This window comes from uncultured Ellagibacter sp., from assembly GCF_934643285.1.
Classification (GTDB): Bacteria; Actinomycetota; Coriobacteriia; order Coriobacteriales; family Eggerthellaceae; genus Ellagibacter.
Genome location: NZ_CAKUBT010000009.1, coordinates 61,924 through 83,059 on the forward strand (window position 1 = coordinate 61,924; position 21,136 = coordinate 83,059).

General features: G+C 60.8%; 15 protein-coding genes. 2 read left to right on the forward strand and 13 right to left on the reverse strand.

The window, feature by feature from the left end; translation table 11 throughout:
* Positions 1-8 precede the first annotated feature (8 nt).
* Both rpoD and Q0I65_RS05975 read left to right on the forward strand, forming a co-directional pair.
* Positions 9-1,259 carry an RNA polymerase sigma factor RpoD gene (gene rpoD, locus Q0I65_RS05970; RefSeq protein ID WP_296061132.1) on the forward strand — a complete coding sequence of 417 codons (1,251 nt, stop codon included), beginning with the start codon at positions 9-11 and terminating at the stop codon, positions 1,257-1,259.
* A 179-nt stretch (positions 1,260-1,438) separates the two neighbouring features.
* Positions 1,439-3,565, forward strand: a complete 2,127-nt coding sequence (locus Q0I65_RS05975) for a class I SAM-dependent methyltransferase (protein WP_296061135.1) — start codon at positions 1,439-1,441, stop codon at positions 3,563-3,565.
* A gap of 352 nt (positions 3,566-3,917) precedes the next feature.
* Here the strand turns inward: Q0I65_RS05975 and Q0I65_RS05980 are convergent, their stop codons facing one another.
* The 13 genes from Q0I65_RS05980 to Q0I65_RS06040 form a co-directional block, all read right to left on the reverse strand.
* On the reverse strand, positions 3,918-5,246 hold the full coding sequence (locus Q0I65_RS05980) for an MFS transporter (RefSeq protein WP_296061138.1): 1,329 nt from the start codon (positions 5,244-5,246) through the stop codon (positions 3,918-3,920).
* A gap of 111 nt (positions 5,247-5,357) precedes the next feature.
* Positions 5,358-5,897: a hypothetical protein gene (locus Q0I65_RS05985; protein WP_296061140.1), complete on the reverse strand. Its 540-nt coding sequence runs from the start codon at positions 5,895-5,897 to the stop codon at positions 5,358-5,360.
* Positions 5,898-5,933: 36 nt separating this feature from the next.
* A complete protein-coding gene (locus tag Q0I65_RS05990) occupies positions 5,934-7,229 on the reverse strand; it encodes an MFS transporter (RefSeq protein ID WP_296061143.1) in 1,296 nt (431 codons plus the stop codon).
* Positions 7,230-7,358: 129 nt separating this feature from the next.
* A complete protein-coding gene (locus tag Q0I65_RS05995; RefSeq protein WP_158048438.1) occupies positions 7,359-7,718 on the reverse strand; it encodes an oxidoreductase in 360 nt (119 codons plus the stop codon).
* On the reverse strand, positions 7,718-10,114 hold the full coding sequence (locus Q0I65_RS06000; protein ID WP_296061146.1) for a molybdopterin-dependent oxidoreductase: 2,397 nt from the start codon (positions 10,112-10,114) through the stop codon (positions 7,718-7,720). Before Q0I65_RS06000 ends, Q0I65_RS05995 begins: the two co-directional genes overlap by 1 nt.
* 244 nt (positions 10,115-10,358) lie before the next feature.
* Positions 10,359-11,699, reverse strand: coding sequence for an MFS transporter (locus Q0I65_RS06005; protein WP_296061148.1), 1,341 nt, complete (start codon positions 11,697-11,699; stop codon positions 10,359-10,361).
* Between the two features lie 150 nt (positions 11,700-11,849).
* Positions 11,850-12,203 carry a hypothetical protein gene (locus tag Q0I65_RS06010; RefSeq protein WP_296061150.1) on the reverse strand — a complete coding sequence of 118 codons (354 nt, stop codon included), beginning with the start codon at positions 12,201-12,203 and terminating at the stop codon, positions 11,850-11,852.
* 345 nt (positions 12,204-12,548) lie between these two features.
* Positions 12,549-12,914, reverse strand: a complete 366-nt coding sequence (locus tag Q0I65_RS06015) for a 4Fe-4S dicluster domain-containing protein (RefSeq protein WP_296061151.1) — start codon at positions 12,912-12,914, stop codon at positions 12,549-12,551.
* A gap of 2 nt (positions 12,915-12,916) precedes the next feature.
* On the reverse strand, positions 12,917-15,328 hold the full coding sequence (locus Q0I65_RS06020) for a molybdopterin-dependent oxidoreductase (protein WP_296061153.1): 2,412 nt from the start codon (positions 15,326-15,328) through the stop codon (positions 12,917-12,919).
* Between the two features lie 284 nt (positions 15,329-15,612).
* Positions 15,613-17,034: a helix-turn-helix transcriptional regulator gene (locus tag Q0I65_RS06025; protein ID WP_296061155.1), complete on the reverse strand. Its 1,422-nt coding sequence runs from the start codon at positions 17,032-17,034 to the stop codon at positions 15,613-15,615.
* A 291-nt stretch (positions 17,035-17,325) separates the two neighbouring features.
* Positions 17,326-18,822: a helix-turn-helix transcriptional regulator gene (locus tag Q0I65_RS06030; protein ID WP_296061156.1), complete on the reverse strand. Its 1,497-nt coding sequence runs from the start codon at positions 18,820-18,822 to the stop codon at positions 17,326-17,328.
* Positions 18,823-19,009: 187 nt separating this feature from the next.
* Entirely contained in the window at positions 19,010-19,468 is a 459-nt protein-coding gene (locus Q0I65_RS06035; protein WP_296061158.1) for a hypothetical protein, read from the reverse strand.
* A gap of 61 nt (positions 19,469-19,529) precedes the next feature.
* On the reverse strand, positions 19,530-20,882 hold the full coding sequence (locus Q0I65_RS06040) for an MFS transporter (RefSeq protein ID WP_296061161.1): 1,353 nt from the start codon (positions 20,880-20,882) through the stop codon (positions 19,530-19,532).
* Positions 20,883-21,136 lie beyond the last annotated feature (254 nt).

Here is a 21,136-nt window from a genome sequence, read left to right on the forward strand (position 1 = left end):
ACTATCACGTGGCAAAGGATTCCCAGAAATTATCGAAGAAGACTGCCGAAGAACCGAAAGACCTTTCCAAACCCGATGAGATCCTCGAGGAGGACGAGCTCGATGAGGATCCCGAAGAGGGAGAGCCCCCTGTAAGCGAGGTTTCCGAAGCCTCCGACACCACGCTCGACGAAGACAAGATCGAGGCTGGCATCGACGAGGAGGAAGACCTGCTCGAGGGCATTCCCGAAGAAGAACTTAAAGCAACCACCGATGTGCAGCTGCCGAAGGTGACGACGGCCCGCAGCAAGCGCCGTGCGACCCGCAAGCGCGCAAACGACGGCGGCGTGACCATGCTCACGGGCGACCCGGTTCGCATGTATCTGAAGGAAATCGGCAAGGTGCCGCTGCTCACCGCTGCCGAGGAAATCGACCTCGCCATGAAGATCGAGGCGGGCGTCGCTGCGGGCGAGCAGCTCGAGAAGGCCGACGCCGGCGAAATCGAGCTTGAAAGGCGCGACCTTCGCCGCCTGACCCGCATCGAAGAAGTCGGTTTCGACGCGAAGCAGCAGCTCATCGAGGCAAACCTGCGCCTCGTCGTGTCCATCGCGAAGCGCTACGTGGGCCGCGGCATGCTCTTCCTCGACCTTATCCAGGAGGGCAACCTGGGCCTCATCCGTGCGGTCGAAAAGTTCGATTACCGCAAGGGATTCAAGTTCTCCACGTATGCCACCTGGTGGATTCGCCAGGCCATCACGCGCGCCATCGCCGACCAGGCGCGCACCATCCGCATTCCGGTGCACATGGTCGAGACGATCAACAAGCTCGTGCGCATCCAGCGCCAGCTTCTCCAGGAGCTCGGTCGCGAACCAACTCCGAAGGAAATTGGCGACGTGATGGGGTTGCCTGAGGAGCGCGTCCGCGAGATCCAGAAGATATCACAGGAGCCGGTGAGCCTCGAGACGCCGATCGGCGAGGAAGAGGATTCCCAGCTCGGCGACTTCATCGAGGACGACGCCGCCGTGGTGCCTCCCGACGCCGCGAGCTTCAGCATGCTCCAAGAGCAGCTCGGCAAGGTGCTCGACGGCCTCGCGGAGCGCGAGCGGAAGGTCATCAGCCTGCGCTTCGGTTTGGAAGACGGCCATCCGCGCACGCTTGAGGAGGTCGGACGCGAGTTCGGCGTCACGCGCGAGCGCATCCGCCAGATCGAGAGCAAGACGCTCGCGAAGCTGCGCCACCCGAGCCGCTCGAGCAAGTTGAAGGATTACTTGGAAGATTAGTCCTCGCTGCTCAGGCTAAACGTCGATTGATGCGATGCTGCGAGAGCCCCTCGTCACCGACCCGATCGCTTTGAGGCTGCCCCCTGCGCGTTGAGCGCTTCGGGAGTCTTGCGCGACGCCGGCGCGACGAGGGGCTTTCTTGTCGAAACGCTTACCCAGCCCACGGGAAAGGAACCCACATGCCCGACCATACCTCCGAAGATCTCGAGTTCTTCGCAAGCTGCCTTCCCGGGTTGGAAGGCCTGCTCGCCGATGAGCTGCATGCGCTCGGAGTCCGCCGCACGCGCCCCCTTGGCGGCGGCGTGGCGTTTTTCGGTGCCCCGAAGGCCGCCTTGCGCGCATGTCTTTGGTCGCGGCTGGCGTCGCGCGTGCTCTGCGTCGAGGGGCGTGTTGGCGCTGCGAACTCGGATGCGCTCTACCAGGGGGTATATGCGCTGCCTTGGGAGGAAATCCTGCTTTCTGGCAAGAGCATTGCTGTGCGCGCCCGCGGGACGAACGAGGGGCTTCGCAACACGAAGTTCACGGGCATGCGCGTGAAGGACGCGATCTGCGATCGTTTGCGCGAGGTTCGCGGCGAGCGACCCGACGTGAACATTGCGCATCCCGATATCGCTATCGACGTGCGCATTCACGAGGGGAAGGCGACGGTGTCGGTCGATCTTTCCGGCACGCCTCTGAACGACCGTGCCTACTTCGGTCGCAACGCGCCGGATACGATGCCGCTTCTGTGCTCGTATGCGGCGGCACTTCTCGCGTATGCGAAATGGGGCGCGCGAGCGGGGGAGGGCTTCCGCTTCGTCGACGCGCTCGCGGAGTCTCGCAGCGAAGACGAGAAGTCGCGGGGCTTGAGCGTGCTCGAGCGCGAGGCGAAGGCGATCGTTTTAGACGAGGCGCCCGGCGCGGCGCGTTCCCGATGGGGCTTCTCCTCGTGGGGGCGCTTCGACGAGGAGACGTGGAACACGCTACTCGATGAAGCCGACGAGCGTGCCGAGCGTGCCCAGGAGTCGCTGCGCCCCATCGATGCTTCCGCGCCGCAGCTCGTTGCCGCGGTGTTGATCGACCCGGCGAACGACAATGCGGTCTCTGCGGCGGGGGACGCAGCCTTTGTGCGCGCAGCCGCCGACACCCCTGCTCGCTCCGTTTTCGCCTGCATAGGAGGCGAGGGCGCGGCAGAACGCTTCGGTGTCGAACCTTCGCTTTGTGAGGAGCTCGGACGGGGGCGCGTGAGCATCAAGGTCCGCCTTTTCGATACGCCCCCGGCTGCCCCTGTGACGATCGTCGTTCCCGACATGTTCGGTGGGGCCGAGCATGTCGTCGACGTGCACGACGAGACGTCTTCCCAGTTCGCTTCCCGTTTGCGCAAGGTGTTCAAGGAGCGTCGCAAGTGGGCGCGCCGCGAGGGGGTCAGCTGCTACCGCGTCTACGATGCCGACTTGCCTGGATACGCGGCTGCGATCGATATGTACGCAGGCGCGGGCGAGGACGAGGGAAAAACCTTCGTCCATGTAGCAGAATACGCCGCCCCCTCGTCGATCGACGAGGTCAAAGCCCGCCATCGCATGAGCGATATTCTAGCGATTACCCCTATTGTGCTCGGCGTGCCTCCCGAGCACGTGTTCTCCAAGACACGCCGTCGTGACCGCGGGGGAAGCCAGTATCGTGATGCGGGCGACCGCTCGTTCGTGGCGACCGTCGAGGAGGATGGCTCTCTGTTCGAGGTCGACCTCGCGGGGTACGTGGACACTGGCATCTTCCTTGACCATCGCGATACGCGTCACATGGTCGGCGAGATGGCGGCCGGCGGGGATTTCCTGAACTTGTTCGCGTACACGGGCACGGCGACGGTGCATGCCGCCGCGTGCGGTGCGCGCACGACGTGCACGGTGGACATGTCGGCGACGTATCTTGATTGGGCGCGCCGCAACATGGCGAACAACGGTTTCTCGGGGCGGGCCCACCGCTTCGAGCGCGCCGATGTAATGCAGTGGATCACCGAGGCGCGGCGCGATCGTCGTCTGTTCGACCTGGTGTTCGTCGACCCGCCGACGTTCTCGAACTCGAAGTCGATGGGACGGCGCACGTGGGATGTACAGCGCGATCACGTGGAGCTTCTCATCGGCGTGAGCCGCCTTCTCCGCGAGGGCGGGCGGGCCGTCTTCTCGTGCAATTTGCGCACCTTCAAGCCCGACTTCGAATCGCTTGAGAAGTACGGCGTGGAAATCGAGGACATCACAGCGCAAACCATCCCGCACGATTTCGAGCGCAACCCGCGCATTCACAAGTGCTTTATCGTCCGCAGGAAGTAGCTGGAGCGGCCCTGGGAAATCGCCCCAATTTGTCCACGACGAGTTCATTCTGAGGAGGAGGTTTGGGGTTGCTGTGGAGCGGAGCCTTACTTCGTGGTCAGTTGGGAGAGTTGTGCACTGTCATTTCTCAGAATAATCCAACTTACCTTAAGCTGACCTGGGGCTTTTCTTTCGAAGGACGCCCCAAGCCCTCATGAAGGGGAGAATCGGGCGATAAAACGTCGCACAACTCGTCCAGTTGACCATGAACTTGCCTCCATGCTCCCGAGGGGCAGCGTCGGGAGCATGGAGGCAGCATCAGGAGCATCCCGACAGCGGCGCGCGGTGTTCGGTGGTGGGACGCTCGTCCTCGCTACTTGCAGCGGACGGGTGAATCTTTTCCAGGGCGAATGAAGAAGGCCGCGATGAGCATCACCACGCTAAGCGGGATGATCGTGGTCATGCATGCCTCCCAATACGTGGCACCGCCATCGATAATCGCCCCGTACACCGGGCTGAAGCAGTTGCCGAGGCATTGCGCGAACTGCATAACGGCCATGCCCATCGTCGCCGCCATCGCGGACTGGTTCATGATCGTCGGAGCGAACGGGCGAAGGCCGCCTCCGCCGAATCCGCCGCAGATGCCCATCAAGACGATGCCGATCCAGATGAGCGACTCATTTGAGTTCTGGAACAGCAGGTAGAAGCAAATGAGGTAGGAAACGGCCACGCCGACAGGCACGATGCGCTTCAGGCGATGGGGCAGTTTCGCGGTTACCGAGCCACCGAGCGGGTTGGCGATAATGCTGATGCCCGTGACGACGGCAAGGCCCATGCCCGCCGCCGCCTCGCTCCAGCCCCAGCCGACCGGGGGAGCGCTTTGGAGGAACGTGGACAGATACGTGTTCACAATGCCGGTCTGCCCGATGATGAAGATGAAGAACACGAGGCCAAGAAGCCAAATCTGAGGGTTGTTCAGCAGTTTTACGCACTCGATGAAGCTGCCTTCGGCGCTGTACCCGGCCACGCTGCCCTCGGGAACGCGGTAGAACACCAAGAACAGAACGAGCGCGACGACCGCAAAAGCGACGACGACGCCGAAGACGCCCTGCCAACCCATCGAGCTTGCAATCATCGGGCAGATGATCGAATCGAGCGTGATCGACAGGGGAACCCAGCAGCACCACAGGCCCAATGCAAGCCCGCGCGTCTTGTCGGGGAACCACAGCGTGATCAGCGTCGGGGCCGACACTCCTGCAAGGCCGATGCCGGTGCCCTCGAGGAAACGCCCGACCATCATGGTCGCGATGTTGTCGCCGCCGATGATCTCGACGAGCCCTCCGATAATCACGCCGATGGCCGAAAGCGCGATCGTTTGCTTCAGCCCCAGCTTGCGGCAGATGAAGGCGGCGGGGAAGGCGAGCACGATGCCGATAAGCGACACCATCGTCATCAGCATGCCGAAGCCGCTTGCATCGAGGCCGAAGCAGCCGTCGGGACTGACCCCCGGCACGTAGATGAAATAAAGCGGAATCGAGACGATCTTGAATTGCGCCATGGGCGCGGCAAAGCTTATCAGAAACGTGATGATCCAAATCACCCACGCGTAGCGGGGCGTCTTCTCTTCCTTGATCGTGATTTCCGATTCAGCGAGGGGTCGTGGCCCTCGGTTGCTCTCGACGGACCTATCTTTCTCATCCATCGTCGTACCTTTCTCTTATGCGAAGTGCATGCGGATACAGGTTGTCACGCGTATGAAACGGGGAGAATTGCCTGAATGTGGTAAGTTGTAAGTTGAAGAAAGCAGAGGGCTCTAACCTTTATGGGGAACGGGGTCGCCCTCGACTTCCCACTCCTCGAAGATGACGCTGCTGTGGTAGCGGTAGACGCCGTAGACGCCCTTGAAGTCGTATCCCGCTACCGTGAACGATCCGCCCACAGAGGTCGAGAAATCGGCTGCCTCGGTGTTGAACCCGTTCGACGGGAACACGTACAGGTTGCAGATGCGGTCGCGGCTTCCCGTCGGCGCGAGCACGATGCCCGTACCGAACTCCAGGGGCAGTCCGTCGCTCTTGATGCGAAGGCCAGTGAGCGCGAGCTTTGCGTCAAAACGATCGATCCAGGGCTTTCTCGACTGCTTGGCCCAGGCGGCCCAAACGCTCGTGTTCTTCTTGTCGTCATCTGCGTAAATGGCGTCGAAGAACTCGCGATAGCTTTCGGCTCCGTCGAGGTATTGTTCGAACTCGGGCAATACGGCATCTCCGATCGTCGTCGCCAGGCGCAGCCGGTCGAGTTCAAGTGCCGAGGTCAGCGGTGCTTTCTTGATCTCGGCGATCATGTCTTGTGCTTTCATGAGGTCCCTTTCTAAAATGCGAGGAGCGATTGCGAGCTAGAAGCCCTTCGGCCATGCCTTGTCGGCTGGGACATCGTCAAGCGAGGTGACGTTTTTCCCTCTCGGCAGGATGAAGAAGCACAGCACGAGCGCGAGCACATATGCCGGAAGCTGCAGCATGAAGCTCGCGGTCTCCCAGCCTTGCGTGCTCATCACAGCTCCGAACAGCGGAGAGCCGATTGCGGACCCAAGGTTTTGGCAGAATTGCATAATGGCCATCGCCATGGTGGCTCCCATCGCGGTGTTGCGCATGAGCATGGGGGCCATCGGGCGAAGCGAGCCGCCGCACATGCCGCCGCCGATGCCTTGCAGGATGATGGTCGCCCACATCACTGCCGTCGCGCCGTCTCCGACGTAGAACATAAAGAAGCCGGTGGGGATGAGGAGAACCATCATCACGATGCCGACGAGGTACTTGCGCCCAAGCGGCAGCTTGTCGGACACAAGCCCGGTCAGCGGAGCTACGAACAGCGAGATGAACATGATGATCGAGGAAAGCGACGAGGCCGTCTGCGCATCGAAGCCGAGCTGCGTTTCGAGGAACGTGTTGTAGTAGGTGTTCATGATGCCGATCGTCGTCATCGAGAACAGGAAGAACACAGCGCCGAGGATCCAGATGCGGCGATTCTTGCAGTACTTGAGCGACTCGATGAACGTACCCTCGATGCCCATGTCGCCGGTCGCGCCCTCGGGCATGCGGTACACGGCGCAGAACAGCACGAACGCCACCAGGCAGACGCCTGCAAGCGAGAAGAAGACGGTTTGATACCCGAACGCTCCTGCGATCATCGGCACGGTGTTGAACGCGAGAACCGATCCGACGGGTACCCATGTCGCCCAAAGGCCGAGTGCGAGCCCGCGCTTGCGCTCGGGGAACCAGATGGTCACGCACGACGGTGCCGCAACGCCGATAAGCCCGATGCCAACGCCTTCGAGAAGGCGGCTCACCAGGAGCAACGTGAGATTCGCGTCCACGCCGCCAAGCGCGCTGCCGACACCTAAGCAGGCCACCGAGAGCAAGATGACGTTTTTCAGTCCCATGCGTCGGGCGATGAAGGCGGCGGGGAAGGCGAGCACGACGCCGATCAGGGCGATTGCGCTCATAAGCGTGCCGAACGTCACGGAGTCCAATGCCCCATGGAATGCGGGGAAAAGCCATGACGCCAAAGGTGGGATCTTGAATTGGCAAAGCGGTGCACAGATGCTGGCGAAATACGTGACGGCAAGCATACCCCATGCCTTGCCGCTCACTTTGGTTTGTTGGGCGATGTCGCTCGCAGTTGGTTCTGTCATAGTCTTATCCCCTCGTATACGAAATATCGCATTCCCCTTGAAACGCGTTTCGATGTTGTAAGGGGCTGCCCGCAGCACTGTTTGCGCAGGCAGCCCCACTTGTTGTTACGGCTTCAGCTTGTTAGCGCCCTATGCGCACGGCGGCACCCAGAGATACTGCTGAGGCTTCTCGTCGAGCTTCTTCACGAGCTCGTCGACGGGGCCGTACTCCATGCATTTTGCCTGGCAGTGGAAGACGCAGGAAGGCAGCTTGCCCTTTTCCTGGCGCTCGGCGCACAGATCGCACAGCTTCGTGAATGCCGGAATGAAATCATACACGTACTGGTCGGTCTCGTTGCCTTCTTTGTCCTTGATAGGCCACGGGCCGTTCTGCATGACCTTCACGCCCCACTGGCCAAGCGGCAGGTCGAGCTCGGATTGGCAGGCCACTTCGCACGAATAGCAGCCGGTGCAGTACTGGTAGTCGACAAGAATTCCGTTCTTAGCCATTACAGTTCCTCCTCTTTGCAGCGATACACCTTGGCAAGCGTGCACTTGAGGTCAGCGCCGAAGCCGGTCGTACCAGGTTTGTTGGCAAGCAGCTGGTTGATGTTGGACTGGCGGAAGCCGTACAGGTTCGGCTCAGCGCCATCCTGCTCGGGGAACCACCAGCCGTGCTGTGCGGCGATGGTGCCCTCGTGCACCTCGTAGGTGACGCGAGCGCGCTGGCGAGCGCGGCCGCGATGGTTCTCAAGCCACACCCAGTCGCCTTCGCAGATGTGCAGGCGCTCGGCGTCGCGCGGGTGAATCTGGACCCACGGATCAGGCGTGAGCTGGCGCAGATAAGGAATCTGGCGATGCTCGGAGTGGAAGAACGAGGTGGTGCGGGCGCCCGTGATCATGATCATCGGGTACTCCTCGTAGAGGTCGGGCGTGGTCACAGGACCGATGCCCGGCTCCTCGATGTAGGGCAGCGGATCGTAGCCGAACTTCTGGAACAGCGTCGACCAGAACTCGATGCGGCCGGTCGGCGTGTTGAAGCCGGGCTGGCCGTCGGGGCGCATGAGGCCCTTCTCGTACTTCTTGTAGACGTACTTCTGGTAAGCGGGGCCATGTTCCATGAGCTCGCGGAAGGTGAATCCGGAAGGCTTCACGATTTCATCGTAGACCTCGTCCTCGGTCTTCCACGGCCACGTCTTCTGCTTGCCCTCGGGGCGCTCGATCACGCGGTTGAACTCGTCGTCGTTGTCGAAGTACTGGGCGAGCTCGCGGTTGATCTCGCAGTCGGACTTCGCTTCGCCCTCGGTGGCGCAGCCGCCCGTGATAGCGGAGAGGAAGTAGTAGTGAGCGCGCACAGAGTGCTTCTCAGCCCACGTCTGAACAGGGAGGACGATGTCGGCGTACCCCTGGATCGTCGGCGTCATGAAGATATCGCACGCAGCGACGAACTCGACCTTCTTCATGGCCTCGTACCAGCGCTCGGTCTCGCAGCTCATGCAGGCGATGCCGTTGGACGTCTGGATCCAGATGCCCTTCACCTTGCCGGCCTCGCAGTACTCCAGGCACATGTCAGGCATTGCCTGGGTAAGGCCGTAGCGGTACATCGGGAACTCTTTCCAGCCGACGCGCTTCTTCTGCATCTCCTCGTTGATGAGGTCGTAGATGCCCCACGCGCCTGCGGAAGGCTGGTCGACGCCCATCGGGGATGCGGTGTAGCACATGCCGCCGGGGATATCGAGGTTGCCGGTGATCGTCCACAGCGCAGCAATAGCGGCAGCGCACGGGGTGCCCTGAGACTGCATGTCGACAGCAAGGCCCCAAACGACGTTTGCCGGATGAGCGTTCGCGAACATGCGAGCAGCAGCGACGATCTTCTCCTTGGGAACCCAGGTCATCTTCTCAACCTCGTCGAGGGAGAGCTCGCGGGCGCGCTCGGCCAGCTCGTCGAAGCCGTAGGTCCAGCGCTCGACGAAGTCGTGGTCGTAGAGGTCCTCGTCAACGATGACCTTGATCATCGCGAGGGCGAGAGCGGTGTCGGTGCCGGGGCGCAGCTGCAGGTGGATGTCGGCGTGCGCGGCAAGCCAGGTGACGCGCGGCTCGACGGAGATGAGCTTGCAGCCGAGCTTCATGGCGTCGGTCACCCAATGGCCCATGAAGAAGTCGGGGTTGGAGATGGTGGGGTTGCAGCCCCAGACGATGGTGCACTCAGGGCACGTCCACTCGGGATCGTCGTAACGCAGTGCGGAGAACTGCGAGAAGTCGGCGATGAGCATGCCGCCGTAGGTCATGATCATGAGCGACAGGCGGGGGAGGTAGCACGCGGTGCCGGAAAGGAAGCCGTACTCGTTCGGGCTTCCGAACGTGTTCGCCATACGGCCGACCTGCCACTGGTTGTCGCGAGCGGTGCCGCGCAGGCAGTGGATGGAGTCGCCACCGTAGGTCATCGAGATGCGGCGGAACTCCTTGTAGCAGGTTTCAAGCGCTTCGTCCCACGAGATGCGCTCCCACTTGTTCTCGCCACGCTCGCCAGCGCGCTTCATCGGGTAGAGAATGCGGTCGGGATGGAACTCGACCTGCTTGAAAGCGAGGCAGCGCGGGCAGAGGGCGCCGCGGTTGTACGGATCGTCCGGGTCGCCTTCGCACTTGATGAAGCGGCCGGTCTCCTTGTCGGAGTACACGAGCACGCCGCAGCCCTCGTGGCAGCCAGGTGCCGACCAGACGGACGTACGCGTGACGATCATGCCGTCTTCCTCGTACTGCCACTCGCCGGGATGCTTCCAGCGAGGGTCAACTTCTTGGTGCACGCCGGCACCGAAGTTGAACTGATTCTCCTCTTTGGAGTTGCCAATATCGTCGCGGTCGCGCCCCTCGATATTGGTCTCGACTTTCTCGATAGTGTCAGCCATCGATCCTCCTCTCGTAGGGCCTAAAAGGGTGCAGGTATCTTCCCTGCGTCGGCCCGGCGGGACATGAAAACGGGTGTCCGCCCCGAGAATCCCGCCCCCTAACGGGTACTGAGAGTTGACCATGAATCGATGCTGACACTATCGCGTGAAAGGTATGCAGTATTGCTAAATCAGTACGTTGGTATGAGACGTTTACCTGGAATTTCGCAAATTGGTCATCATCTGGGCGATGAGAGGACCTAAGTTACCGGTGGTTCTCGGGCTCATTGCTTAACGGCTTGCCCTTCGGCTTCGGGTTGATGAATATCGCGGCGATGAGCATCACGACGGAAAGCGGGATGATGGTGAACAAACAAGCGTCCCAATACGTGTAGCCCGCGTCGATCATGCCGCCGTAAATGGGGCTGAAACAGTTGCCGATGCACTGCGCGAACTGCAGGACAGCCATGCCCATCGTCGCCGCCATGGCCGACTTGTTCATGATCGTCGGTGCGAGCGGGCGCAAGCCGCCGCCTCCGATGCCGGCGCACAGGCCCATCAGCACGATGCCGACCCACACGAGCGTGATGTTCTCGGTTTGGAACATCATGTAGAAGCAGAAGAGGTAGATTACCGCAACGAGCACGGGCATGATCCTCTTGAGCTTTAACGGCAGCCTGTTGGTGATGGCGCCGCCGGCGGGGTTCGCGACCAAGCCGATCGTGGTGACGACGGAAAGACCCATCGCAGCTGCCTGCTCGGTGAAGCCCCATCCGCCCGTCTCGACCGACGTCTGCAGAAACGTCGGCAGATAGGTGTTGACGATGCCGGTCTGTCCTGCGATGAACACGGCGAAGACGATGAAGAGCAGCCAGATATCCTTGTTCTTCAGGAGCACGACGCACTCCTTGAAGTTGCTCTCGACGTTGTAGCTTGCTCCTTCGCCACCCGGCACCTTGTAGAAGATGTTGAACAGGATGAGCGCCACCGTGGCAAATATGATGACGAACCAGAAAACGCCCTGCCAGCCGCTTGCGGCGGCGATGCTGGGCGTGACGAGCGCGTCGAGCGTGATGGAGAGGGGAACCCAGCAGCACCACAGGCCGAGCATGACGCCGCGGGTCTTATCGGGAAACCACAGGGTGATGAGCGTCGGTGCGGACACGCCAACAAGCCCGATCCCCAGACCCTCGATGAAGCGCCCGATGTAGAGCGCCGTGATGTTGGTGCCCGCCAAGGCGGGGATGAGGCCGCCTACGATAACGCCGAGCGTGGCGATGGTGATAGTCCACCTTAGGCCGAGCTTGCGGCAGATGAAGGCGGCGGGGAACGCGAGCACGATGCCGATGAGCGAAACGCAGGTCATGAGCATGCCGAATCCCGCTCCGTCGAGCATGAAGCCGCCAGCGGGGCTGACGTTGGGGACATAGATGAAATACAAGGGGATGTTCACCAGCTTGAACTGGCCTAATGGGGCCGCAAAGCTCACGAGGAAGGTGACGATCCAAATGACCCAGGCATAGCGCGGGGTCTTTTCCTCATAGCGGTTGATATCCGATTCAGCGTACGGTCTTGGCTGCTTGAGAGCAGCGCTGTCTTTCTCCATTGTTCTCACCTTCTCTAGATTCGAATCCAGATACAGCGTGCAGAGGAGCGCCGTCCTCGCAAAGGACGGGATGGTTTGCAGGCCGAAGGCGCTCGGTTGCCAGCGGCGTGCAGGCATAAGCCGCCGGCATCTTAACGAAGCGCCCTGCGCCTAGCTTGCGGGAATCTGCCGCACGGACCACAGCATAGGGTTGCACTCGCGCCCGCTGCCGCATCCGCATCGAACGGTCGGCTCGACCACCTTCGCCCAGTAGTTCTTGTCCGTCTGATAGACCCACTGGATCTCGTCGAGGGTTCCGGTGATGGTGTACCACCACTCCATGCTCGGGCCATAGGGGCTGAAGCGTCCGTCGGTCGCCGACTCGCCGCACTTGGTGCAGTAGATCTCGACTGCGCCTTCGCCTTTTGGCCTCTTGCGTTTGAGGGAGTTGCTTGGGGCCGTCGCCTGCTCGGCCGGGATCGATGCTTCCACTTCAACCGGCTTGACGTCTTCCATTGCGATCATCGCTTCTCCCTTCCGGCCTCTTCGGCCTGTTTACCGTTGATTCCCATTGTGCCGGGTCGAGCATCGCTTAGGTGTGCCTCTTCGCCGGGCGCCCGGGGGATTCTGGCGCCGCAGGCGCTGCAATGCTGCGCTCCCGGCTCGGCGACCTGCCCGCACATCGGACAGGTGCCTGCAGTGTTGAGCGGGCGTGGGTCGACCTTGCCGCATAAGCCGCAACGTACGCATACGCGCGTGTATCCACCGCACACAGGCCCCGCCCCTTTCCTCTTCGCACTTTGGCCCGGCGCTGAGCGGTCTATTCACGGAATCTTCCGAATTACCTACTCAGCGCCGGGGGTTAAACGCCTACTGCTTTGCTGTCGTGCCCGCCTTGGGTACGAAGAGCACGTGCTTCGTCGTGGCGCTAGCCAGCTTCGCCGCCAGCTCGTCGACAGGCCCATATTCCATGCACAGCGACTGGCAGTGCTTCACGCACGTTGGCTTCTTGCCCTTCTCAACGCGCTTGGCGCACAGGTCGCACTCGTCGGTGGGAATGGGCACCGTGTCGAGCTGCCAGTTCTTCTTGTCGATCTGCCAGGGGCCGATGGTGGCCATCTGGATCCCGTAACGTCCGATGGGGATGTCGTGCTCGACGGAACAGGCCATCTCGCAGGTGCCGCAGCCGGTGCAGAACTCGTAGTTGATGAGCAGTCCGTATGCCTTCTCAGCCATGGCTAGTCCTCCATTTCTGCTTCGAGGGTGGAGTTGCGGAAACTGCCCTCGGCGAAGCGGTCCTTGGGCTGTGCCGGTTCGGGCAGGGGGATTTCCTCCGGCGTGCACTTGTAGACCTTGCACAGGTAGCACTTGCTCTGGTTGCCGAACCCGGTGTCGCCGCATTCCGACGGCAGGCACACGTTGATGTTGCGGGCGTAGGTTGCGAAGCAGCCTTCACCCTGGTCCTCCGGGTCGGCTTCAGGGAACCACCAGCCGTGATCGGCCTGCACCACGCGCGGGTCGACGATAGTGGTCACCTTCGCCACCTCGCGGCAGCGGCCGATGGGGCTTTCGATCCAGCACCAGTCTCCGTCTTCGATGCCGAGCTCCGCCGCCTTGTCGGGATGGATCTCGAACAGCGGCTGGGGGAGTCTCGAGCGCAGGCGACTCATCTGCCTATGCTCGGAGTGGAAGGACTCGTAGTGGCGTGCGCCGGTGGTGAGCACCAGCGGGTACTCCTTGTAGAGCTCCGGCTGGCTGTAGGGGCTCATCGGCGGCTCCTCGAAGTAGGGCAGCGGCTTCTGCCCCCAGGATGCCAGCAGCGTCGACCACAGCTCGATGCGACCGGTCGGCGTGTTGAATCCCACCTTGCCGTCGGGGCGCTGCTCGCCCTTCTCGAATTTGCGGTAGTGGAACTCGGGGTAGATCCAGTTGAGCTTGCGGGACTTGTCGTAGGTGATTCCCGCCTCCTTGATGAGGTAGGAGAAGTACTCCTCAAGCGTTTCACCTGGCCAGAGGTCCTTGTTCCAGCGACGGCCGAGCTCCCAGTTGATCTGGAAGTCGTCTTTCGACTCGCCCATCGGCTCGCAGGCCTTGTTGGTGTTCTGGATGTAGTACCACACCGAGCGCAGGCCCTCGCGCTCAGGGTAGAAGCACAGCGGCAGCACGACGTCGCAGTTTGCCATGAGGGTCGGCGTCATGAAGCAGTCGACGCCCACGACGAACTCGCAGTTCTTAAGACCCTTCTCAACGCGGGGCTCGGGGTCCTGTGCGCAGCAGGCGAGAGGGTTGGTCGACTGGATCCACGCCGCGCGGATCTTGAACGGGCGGCCGGTGACCAGCTGGTCGATCATGGAGTCCGCCTGGCACTGGACCATGCCGGAGTTGGTGATCATCTCGTAGTTGGAGCCGATGCGTTCCTTCTCCTGCTCGGGGGTGAAGACCTCGCGGGGATCGGGCGGCAGCCAAACCTCGGTGTTGTACGGGTCGTGCACGGTGATCATGCCGCCAGGGATATCGATCTGGCCGGTGATGCACCACAGGTTGCACAGCGCTTGGGAAGCGGTGACGCACTGCAGGTTCATGTCGATGGCCAGGCCCCACTGCACGGCCGTCGGCTTCTCGGACATATATTTCGCAGCCGCGATGATGTCTTCCTTGTCAAGCCAGGTGACCTCAGAGGCCCAGTCGAGATTGTAGGGCTCGCAAGCCTTCTCGTACTCCTCGAAGCCGTAGCACCATTTCTCGACGAACTCGTGATCGTAGAGGTCGTTTTCCATGAGGTATTTGCCCATGGACAAGGCGAGCATGGAGTCGGTGCCCGGGCGGATCTGCAACCAGAGGTCGGCCTTCGCCGCGAGCCAGGTCAAACGCGGGTCAACGACGATGAGTTTCGAACCGCGCTTCATGCAGTCGACGACCCAGTGTCCGAGGTTGCCGTCGGCATTGGCGATAAGCGGGTTGTTGCCCCAGACGAAGATGTTCTTCGGGGCGACCCATTCGGGATTGTCGTAGCGGTCGGGGAACTGCATCGAGAAGTCGGGGCAGGTGTAGCAGCCCTGGATGGTGTTCGCGGCTGCCACGCGGGGAACGTAGCACGCGTTGCCAGAATGGAAGTACGAGTACTGGATCGAGCCGAGCGCATAGCCCAAGCGCGCGTTGATCGGCGGCGTGACGCGGCCGGTGCCGGACGCGAAGATGATCGCCTTTCCGCCGTACTCGTCGCGGATCTTGGTGAACTTCTCGTCGATCATGTCGTAGGCTTCTTCCCACGTGATCCGCTCCCACTTGTCCGCCTTGCCGCGGAACTTCGGGTCGCGCTTCATCGGGTGGAGCAGTCGGTCGGGATGGTAGATCGCCTCGGCCACGTCAAGGCAGCGCATGCAGAGACGCCCCTGGTAGTACGGGTTCTCCTCGTCGCCTTCGACTTTGATGAACTTGCCGGTCTCCTTGTCGGTGTAGACGATGACGCCGCAGCCGTCATGGCAGCCCGGCGCAGACCAGGCGGCCGACCTGGTGCAGATCATGCCGTCCTCTTCCCACTGCCAAGGCACGTCTCCGCCGGTGTACATGACAGGCGGTTCGTTGAAGAACGTGGGGCGCATCCCCTTCGACTCGTCGCTGTCGTGGGGAATGTCGATTCTCATTGTCATTTGAGTCACTCTCCCTCTCCTAGAGCTTTCCACTAATGGCTCACTCGCCGTGATAGAAGTCGAGAGTGGTAAGTCCTCCTTCTTAAACGCCCTCCGCTTCTACCTTTTCGGTGGCCCACACGTTAGAGCGCAAAATCGAGGATGGCTTGACCGCAGGAGTTCCAAAAGCGAGATCGGAACTCGCTTGATGAGGGACGGTACGTTGCGTATGAGGTGTTGAGCTGGAGAAATTCGTTTTCTTCAAAATTTCGGTCCAGAGGGTGCGCTCGTTTGGACCGGTATCGTTATCGCTCTTGGTCCAGAAGCGCGATGAGTTCTTGTTGCGAGTGGACGCCCGCCTTGCGATAGATGTTCGACATATGGGTTTTGGTGGTGCTCTCGGAAATGAAGAGCTTCTCGGCGATGGCCTTCGCGTTGCGCCCTTGTGCGGCCCATGTGAGGACTTCCGCTTCGCGTGGGGAAAGCTTGCAACGCTTTACTAGGCGCGCACAGCGCTTTTCAAGCGAGCTGTCCTGCGCGGCTGTCATTGGCATGTCGACAAAGGTGATGGTGCGATAGCCAGGGGAGGAGGATTCCTCGTCGAAGGGCAAAAAGAACAGGGATGCCAAGATGAAGGACGCGACGATGGCCAAGGTGACGACAAGGCATGCGTCGTGCGCCTCGCTTGCCACGGTGAGCGTGCCGATGAGCAGGCCTGCGGCGAATCCGCAGTTTGCGGCAAGCTTTCCACGGGTGGAGGTGTAGAGGACGGGGAATTCTTTCGTTGCGGCCAGAACCGCCAGGCAGCCACAGTGAACGGTGCGGAAGAGAAACCAACATACCACCATCACACCGAGGGCTACGATGGCGAGCGCGCCGCCGGGCGCGAGATAGAGAAGCAGCGCGCACGAAACGATGGCACAGAAGAGGCGAAGCGCGCCCGAGTAGAGCATCGAGCGACGGTTTCCCATCGCCGAGGAGATGATGGCGTCAACGAGGATTGCCCCCGCGCCTGCGATCAGCACGTTTGCGGTTCCGGTGCGGAAAAGCAAGATGAAGGCATAGCCGAAGGCCACGTTGAGAGTGGCGCTCACGATGTCGAGATGGCGGGTTCCCTTGAAGAACTCCGCAACGGGCTTGACGGACCTGTCGGGTTGGGGGCGGCGGCGGGGGTTTATGAACATGACGAGCAGCATACTTGCGAGCAGCATGAGCCAGCAGACGACGCCGAGAGCAAGCTTGGGAAGCAGCGCGGTGCAGAAAAGGAAGAGCAGCCCGCCGGTGCAGAAGACCGCCGCATGGGCGAATTGGTTGTGGCACAGACCGCCATGGACCATGAAATCGTCCCATAGCATGAATCCCATGGCGATTGAGAAACCTGCGAATAGGAGGCATGTGTACATGAGGGGGAGCGGAGGCGTTGCCCCGAGAGCGTCGAGCGCCATAATCAGGGGGGAGAGCGATCCGGGCAGAAGGCTTGCGAGGAAGAAGAGCTTCTTGTGGCAAAGTGCTACGCTGTCGCGGTGCCTGAACCAGAGCAGCAAGCCCTCCGTGCCGATGATGCTTCCGATGAAGAACACGAATTGTCCCAGATGGGCTTTGGTAAAATCTATGCTGGGCGGGAGCTCTGCGAAGGCCCCGAAGAAGGCGATCAGGTAGTAGCCGTAATACAGGCAGAATCCCACGACAATGGTGAGCTGCATGAACCCGAGCCCCTTGGTTTTCATAATGTCCCTCTTTAGTTCTGCCGACTTCGGCTCTTGAGCGGCGTTTCATACGAGTGTGGCAAGCTCTCCCAGGGCGATTTTCATAGCTCCACGTTATGCGCCCGTGCATTCAATTTCCCCTGGGCGTGCATTCCCCTTGTACGATGGCAACAGCTCACCACGAAGCGATGCTGACCCTATCGTGTGATAGGTATGTAATAACGTAAATTGGTATGATGGTATGAGGCGGTGAGCTGCGAATTTGCTAAATGACAAGACAGGAGAGCCTCGTCACGCAATCAAAAGGGAAGCCTATTTCTTTTTCGGAGATTGTTGCGGAACGGAAACGGGATAATCCTCAACGAAGTCCATGAGCGATTGCTGGGAGTGGATATCCGTCTTGCGGTAAATGCTGTAGATATGGCTTTTAACGGTGTGCGGAGAGATGGTCAGCTTGTTTTGGATATAGGCGGCGTTGCGGCCCTTGGCGAGGTAGCGCAACACATCGGTCTCGCGAGGGGAGAGCTGATACATCTCGGCAACGGCGTTGCAGCGCGCTTCGAACACCTCATGCTCGCTCATGCCAGCAGGCGCCGACTGTGCGGGGGTTGCAACAGCCTCACTTGGGGCAGGCGCGCGATCGGCGTTTTCATCATGATGCTCCGATTGCGGGAAGAACACGGTGACAGCGAGGACGACGAGACATGCGGTGCACAGGCGAATGACCGTGAAAGCGTCGGAGTGGGCACCGAAGACGACGGTCGTCGCGCTTGCGACGGCCCATCCGATGAGAAATCCCAGCGCACTTGCTAAAAGGCGACGAGGAACCTGACGAAATACCGCCGCTTCCCCGAGCTCGACGCTCTTACGCACGAGATGTGCATAGGTCGTTGGCAGGAACAGCGCCCACGATGCGATGACAAGAAACGCGCAGACAATCTGGACGTACCCAGTTGAGAAGGGGATGCAGATGCAAGCGAGCACCGTCATGAACAGCAGGATTCTCTGCAGAACGGTGATGTTCAGGAAGATCTTCTTCAGGGAGAGCGCAACTAAGACAAGAGCACCGGGAATCGTTGCAAGAAGGCCGATGAAGACATAATGAGAACCGTAGTTGAACAGGAAGACAAAAGTCATTCCGAAAACGATGCCGAAGGCAACAAAGGATGGCTCGACTTCACGCGCGAATTTCCACGGCTTGTGGTCGATGGCGTTTACCGGCGCGGCCTGTGAATTGTCTGAATTCTCGCTCGTGTACTTCAGCAATCCCACCGACAACGCGAGATAAACGAGACAGAAGACGGGCTGGAACTCGGTCGGCATAAGCGCTGCAAGCGCGAAGAGGGCGCCTCCGCCTAAAAGCGCTTCAGAGCAGAATCGGGCATAGGCACGCGATTTGGACCTGCCGCACACATCGAGCCAGCTCACAGTAAGGAAGCCGCCTCCAATGCCGGCGAGGAGGTTGGCGGTGCAGAGCAGGGGGGCGGGTATCGGGGCGTGTGCAAGCAGGCCGAAACTGATGAGGGGTACGATTGCGGCAAATAACGCCTCGGCCACAAGGACTGGTGTCTTAAACGGTGTGTAGGACGCTCGTTTGCCGAGGAAGTGGCAAATTAGCTCCCCAAGCGCGATGCCGACGAAGATGAACAGCTGGATCATGTCGCGCTCGCCGGTGGGAAGACCCTGCAAGAAAATCGCAAACAGCCAGTAGAAGGTGATGAGCATCCACCCGAAAAAAAGGGCGAAGCCGCCAACCCCTAACAATTCCATTGCACCGTCAGCGCCGCTGCGCTGCTTCTCTTTCGCCATCTTTCCCCCTTGAATAAGATACCGATACACAAGAGAAACTGACCACGACGCAAAGCGGTATTTCGCACGGTGCGCCCCAAAATCCCTAGTGTTCAGTATAAAGCTTTTCCCCTCCGATACATGATTTTGCTTCTCTGGAAACACGGCAGGAGTGCTTCCAAGCTCGTCACTGACGGGAGCTTGCGCCCTAGGCTTGTCCTGGCGGTTTGATCCCCATATCGGCGATTACGTCGGACAGGCTCGCCATTCCGAGCTCCTTGCATGCGGCGGATACGCCAGGTGTTGCGCCTGTCGTCGCGTCGACAGTTTCCGCTTCGCGATCTTCTTCCTTGAGCGTATCATCGTGGGCTTCTGCGGCGCTTTCCCGAATGCTGTCGCGATTGATCGAGGGGGTCGCGCCTGTCGTAGCGTCCACGGTAGCGCTCGTCGTCGCGTCTATCCCGCATCTCGCCTCAATCTGTCCGGGGCGTCTCGATTCGCTTGGCGGTGCGGGGGCGTGGCCTTCCATTCCCATCTTCCTTTCGAGCGCTATCGAGCGGCCCGCCCAATCCGTCGGCCCGGTTGTGGCGTCGAGGTGGGCGATTTTGCCGTACGTGAGCGTAACGATGCCGTCTTTCATGGTGTGTCCCTGGATAACGAAAGGCACCCGCGCGCCTTTTTTGGCGACACGGGTGCCGAATGATGCGGAAACCGAGCCTGATGTGCGCTTACTTAGCTTGCGTGTTTTCAGCCGGCTTCCCCTGCGGCTTGCCGCCTGCGAGGTCCTGCTTGGAGGGCTTCATAAGCAGCGAGGCGATGATGCCCACGACGCCGATCGGCACCAATGCCCAGAAGGCGAGCATCGGGTCGCAAGCGCCTGCGGACATGGACGCGTTGAACGGCTCAAGCGCGTAGGAAGTGATCGTCTGGCCGAGGTACTGGCCGAACGTGAGGAACGAAAGTCCCAGAGCAACTGCGGTTGCGCCGCCCTTGAACACGTAGGTCGGAATCATCGGACGGCAGCAGCCGTTCAGGAACATGTTGCCGATGCAGAAGAAGATGGCGTAGAAGACGAACACGACCATGTTGTTCTGGAAGGCAAGTGCGGAGCACACGGTCAGGCCGGTGATGCCGGAGACGACCGCGATGTACTTCAGGTTGCGCGGCAGCTTGTCCAAGATGAAGCCGCCGATGGGGGCGAGGATGCCGCATGCGGTCAGCGCGCCACCGATAAGGCCTGCCATCGCGGGATCCCAGCCAAGGCCGCCGGCAGTGGGGTCGAGCTGCAACCAGGTCTTAAGGTACTGGCTGAAGGCGTAGTTCATGTAGTTGAAGATCGCGAACATGAAGATGAGGCACCAAAGCTGACGCTTCTTGAAGAACGGGAGCACCTCGCGGAAGGACTTCGTCTCAGCGGAAACCTCGGAGGCCTCATCGGCACGGGGCTTGCGGAACACGACGGCGAACAGGATGCCGATGATCACGATGACGATGGTCCACACCCACAGCAGGGTGACGAGGTTCTGGCCGACGGCATGGTAGATGCCGTCACCGAACACGTTCACCGTGAAGATGCCGACCGGTGCCCAAATCGACCAGATAGCCATAGCGCGGCCACGGGTCGTGTTGGGGAACCAGATAGACACGCACGTCGGGCCTGCGACAATCGTCTGCGCAAGACCGAGGCCCAGGATGAAGCGGCCCACGAGGAACGCCGTGAAGCTCGAGGTGATCGTGATGGCGCACACCGCGGAACCAATCACTGCCAGGCCAAGACCGACGAGCGTGCCGACCTTCGGGCCGAACTTGCGGACTACGAAGGAGGCCGGGAACGCCATGATGAGGGCTGCGATAGGCACAAGTCCCATGACGTTGGACAAAAGGCCGAACTGCGAGGGGTCGGCCTGCACGGATGCGCAGTTAGCGCCGAGCCAGCCCTTGAACACCGGGAAGGTGATGGCTGGCAGCCACATCCATGCGTAAACGATCGAGATTGCGGCGAGCAGTGAGACGACGAGCGCGATCCACGCGTAGCTCGGAGTCTTCTCTTGTGCGCTTGCCGCGGCATTGGGATTGCTCATTATTTCCCCTCTTTCAGTTGCACGATATTCGTCGCGCAGCGAACGGTCGGGCCTCGGGCGAGTGGAGGGTGGCACGCCGTATCGAGACCCGATCCCCTCTAATCAATAGAAAAAATAGTGCCTTTTATGCTTACAGGTTAAAGATGCGAGCAGCGTTGCCGCCCTTCATGAGCGCTTTCTCCTCGTCGGTGACGTCGAGCGCGTCGATGGACTCGACCGAGCGAGCCATCCACTCGTAGAAGACGGGGAAGGAG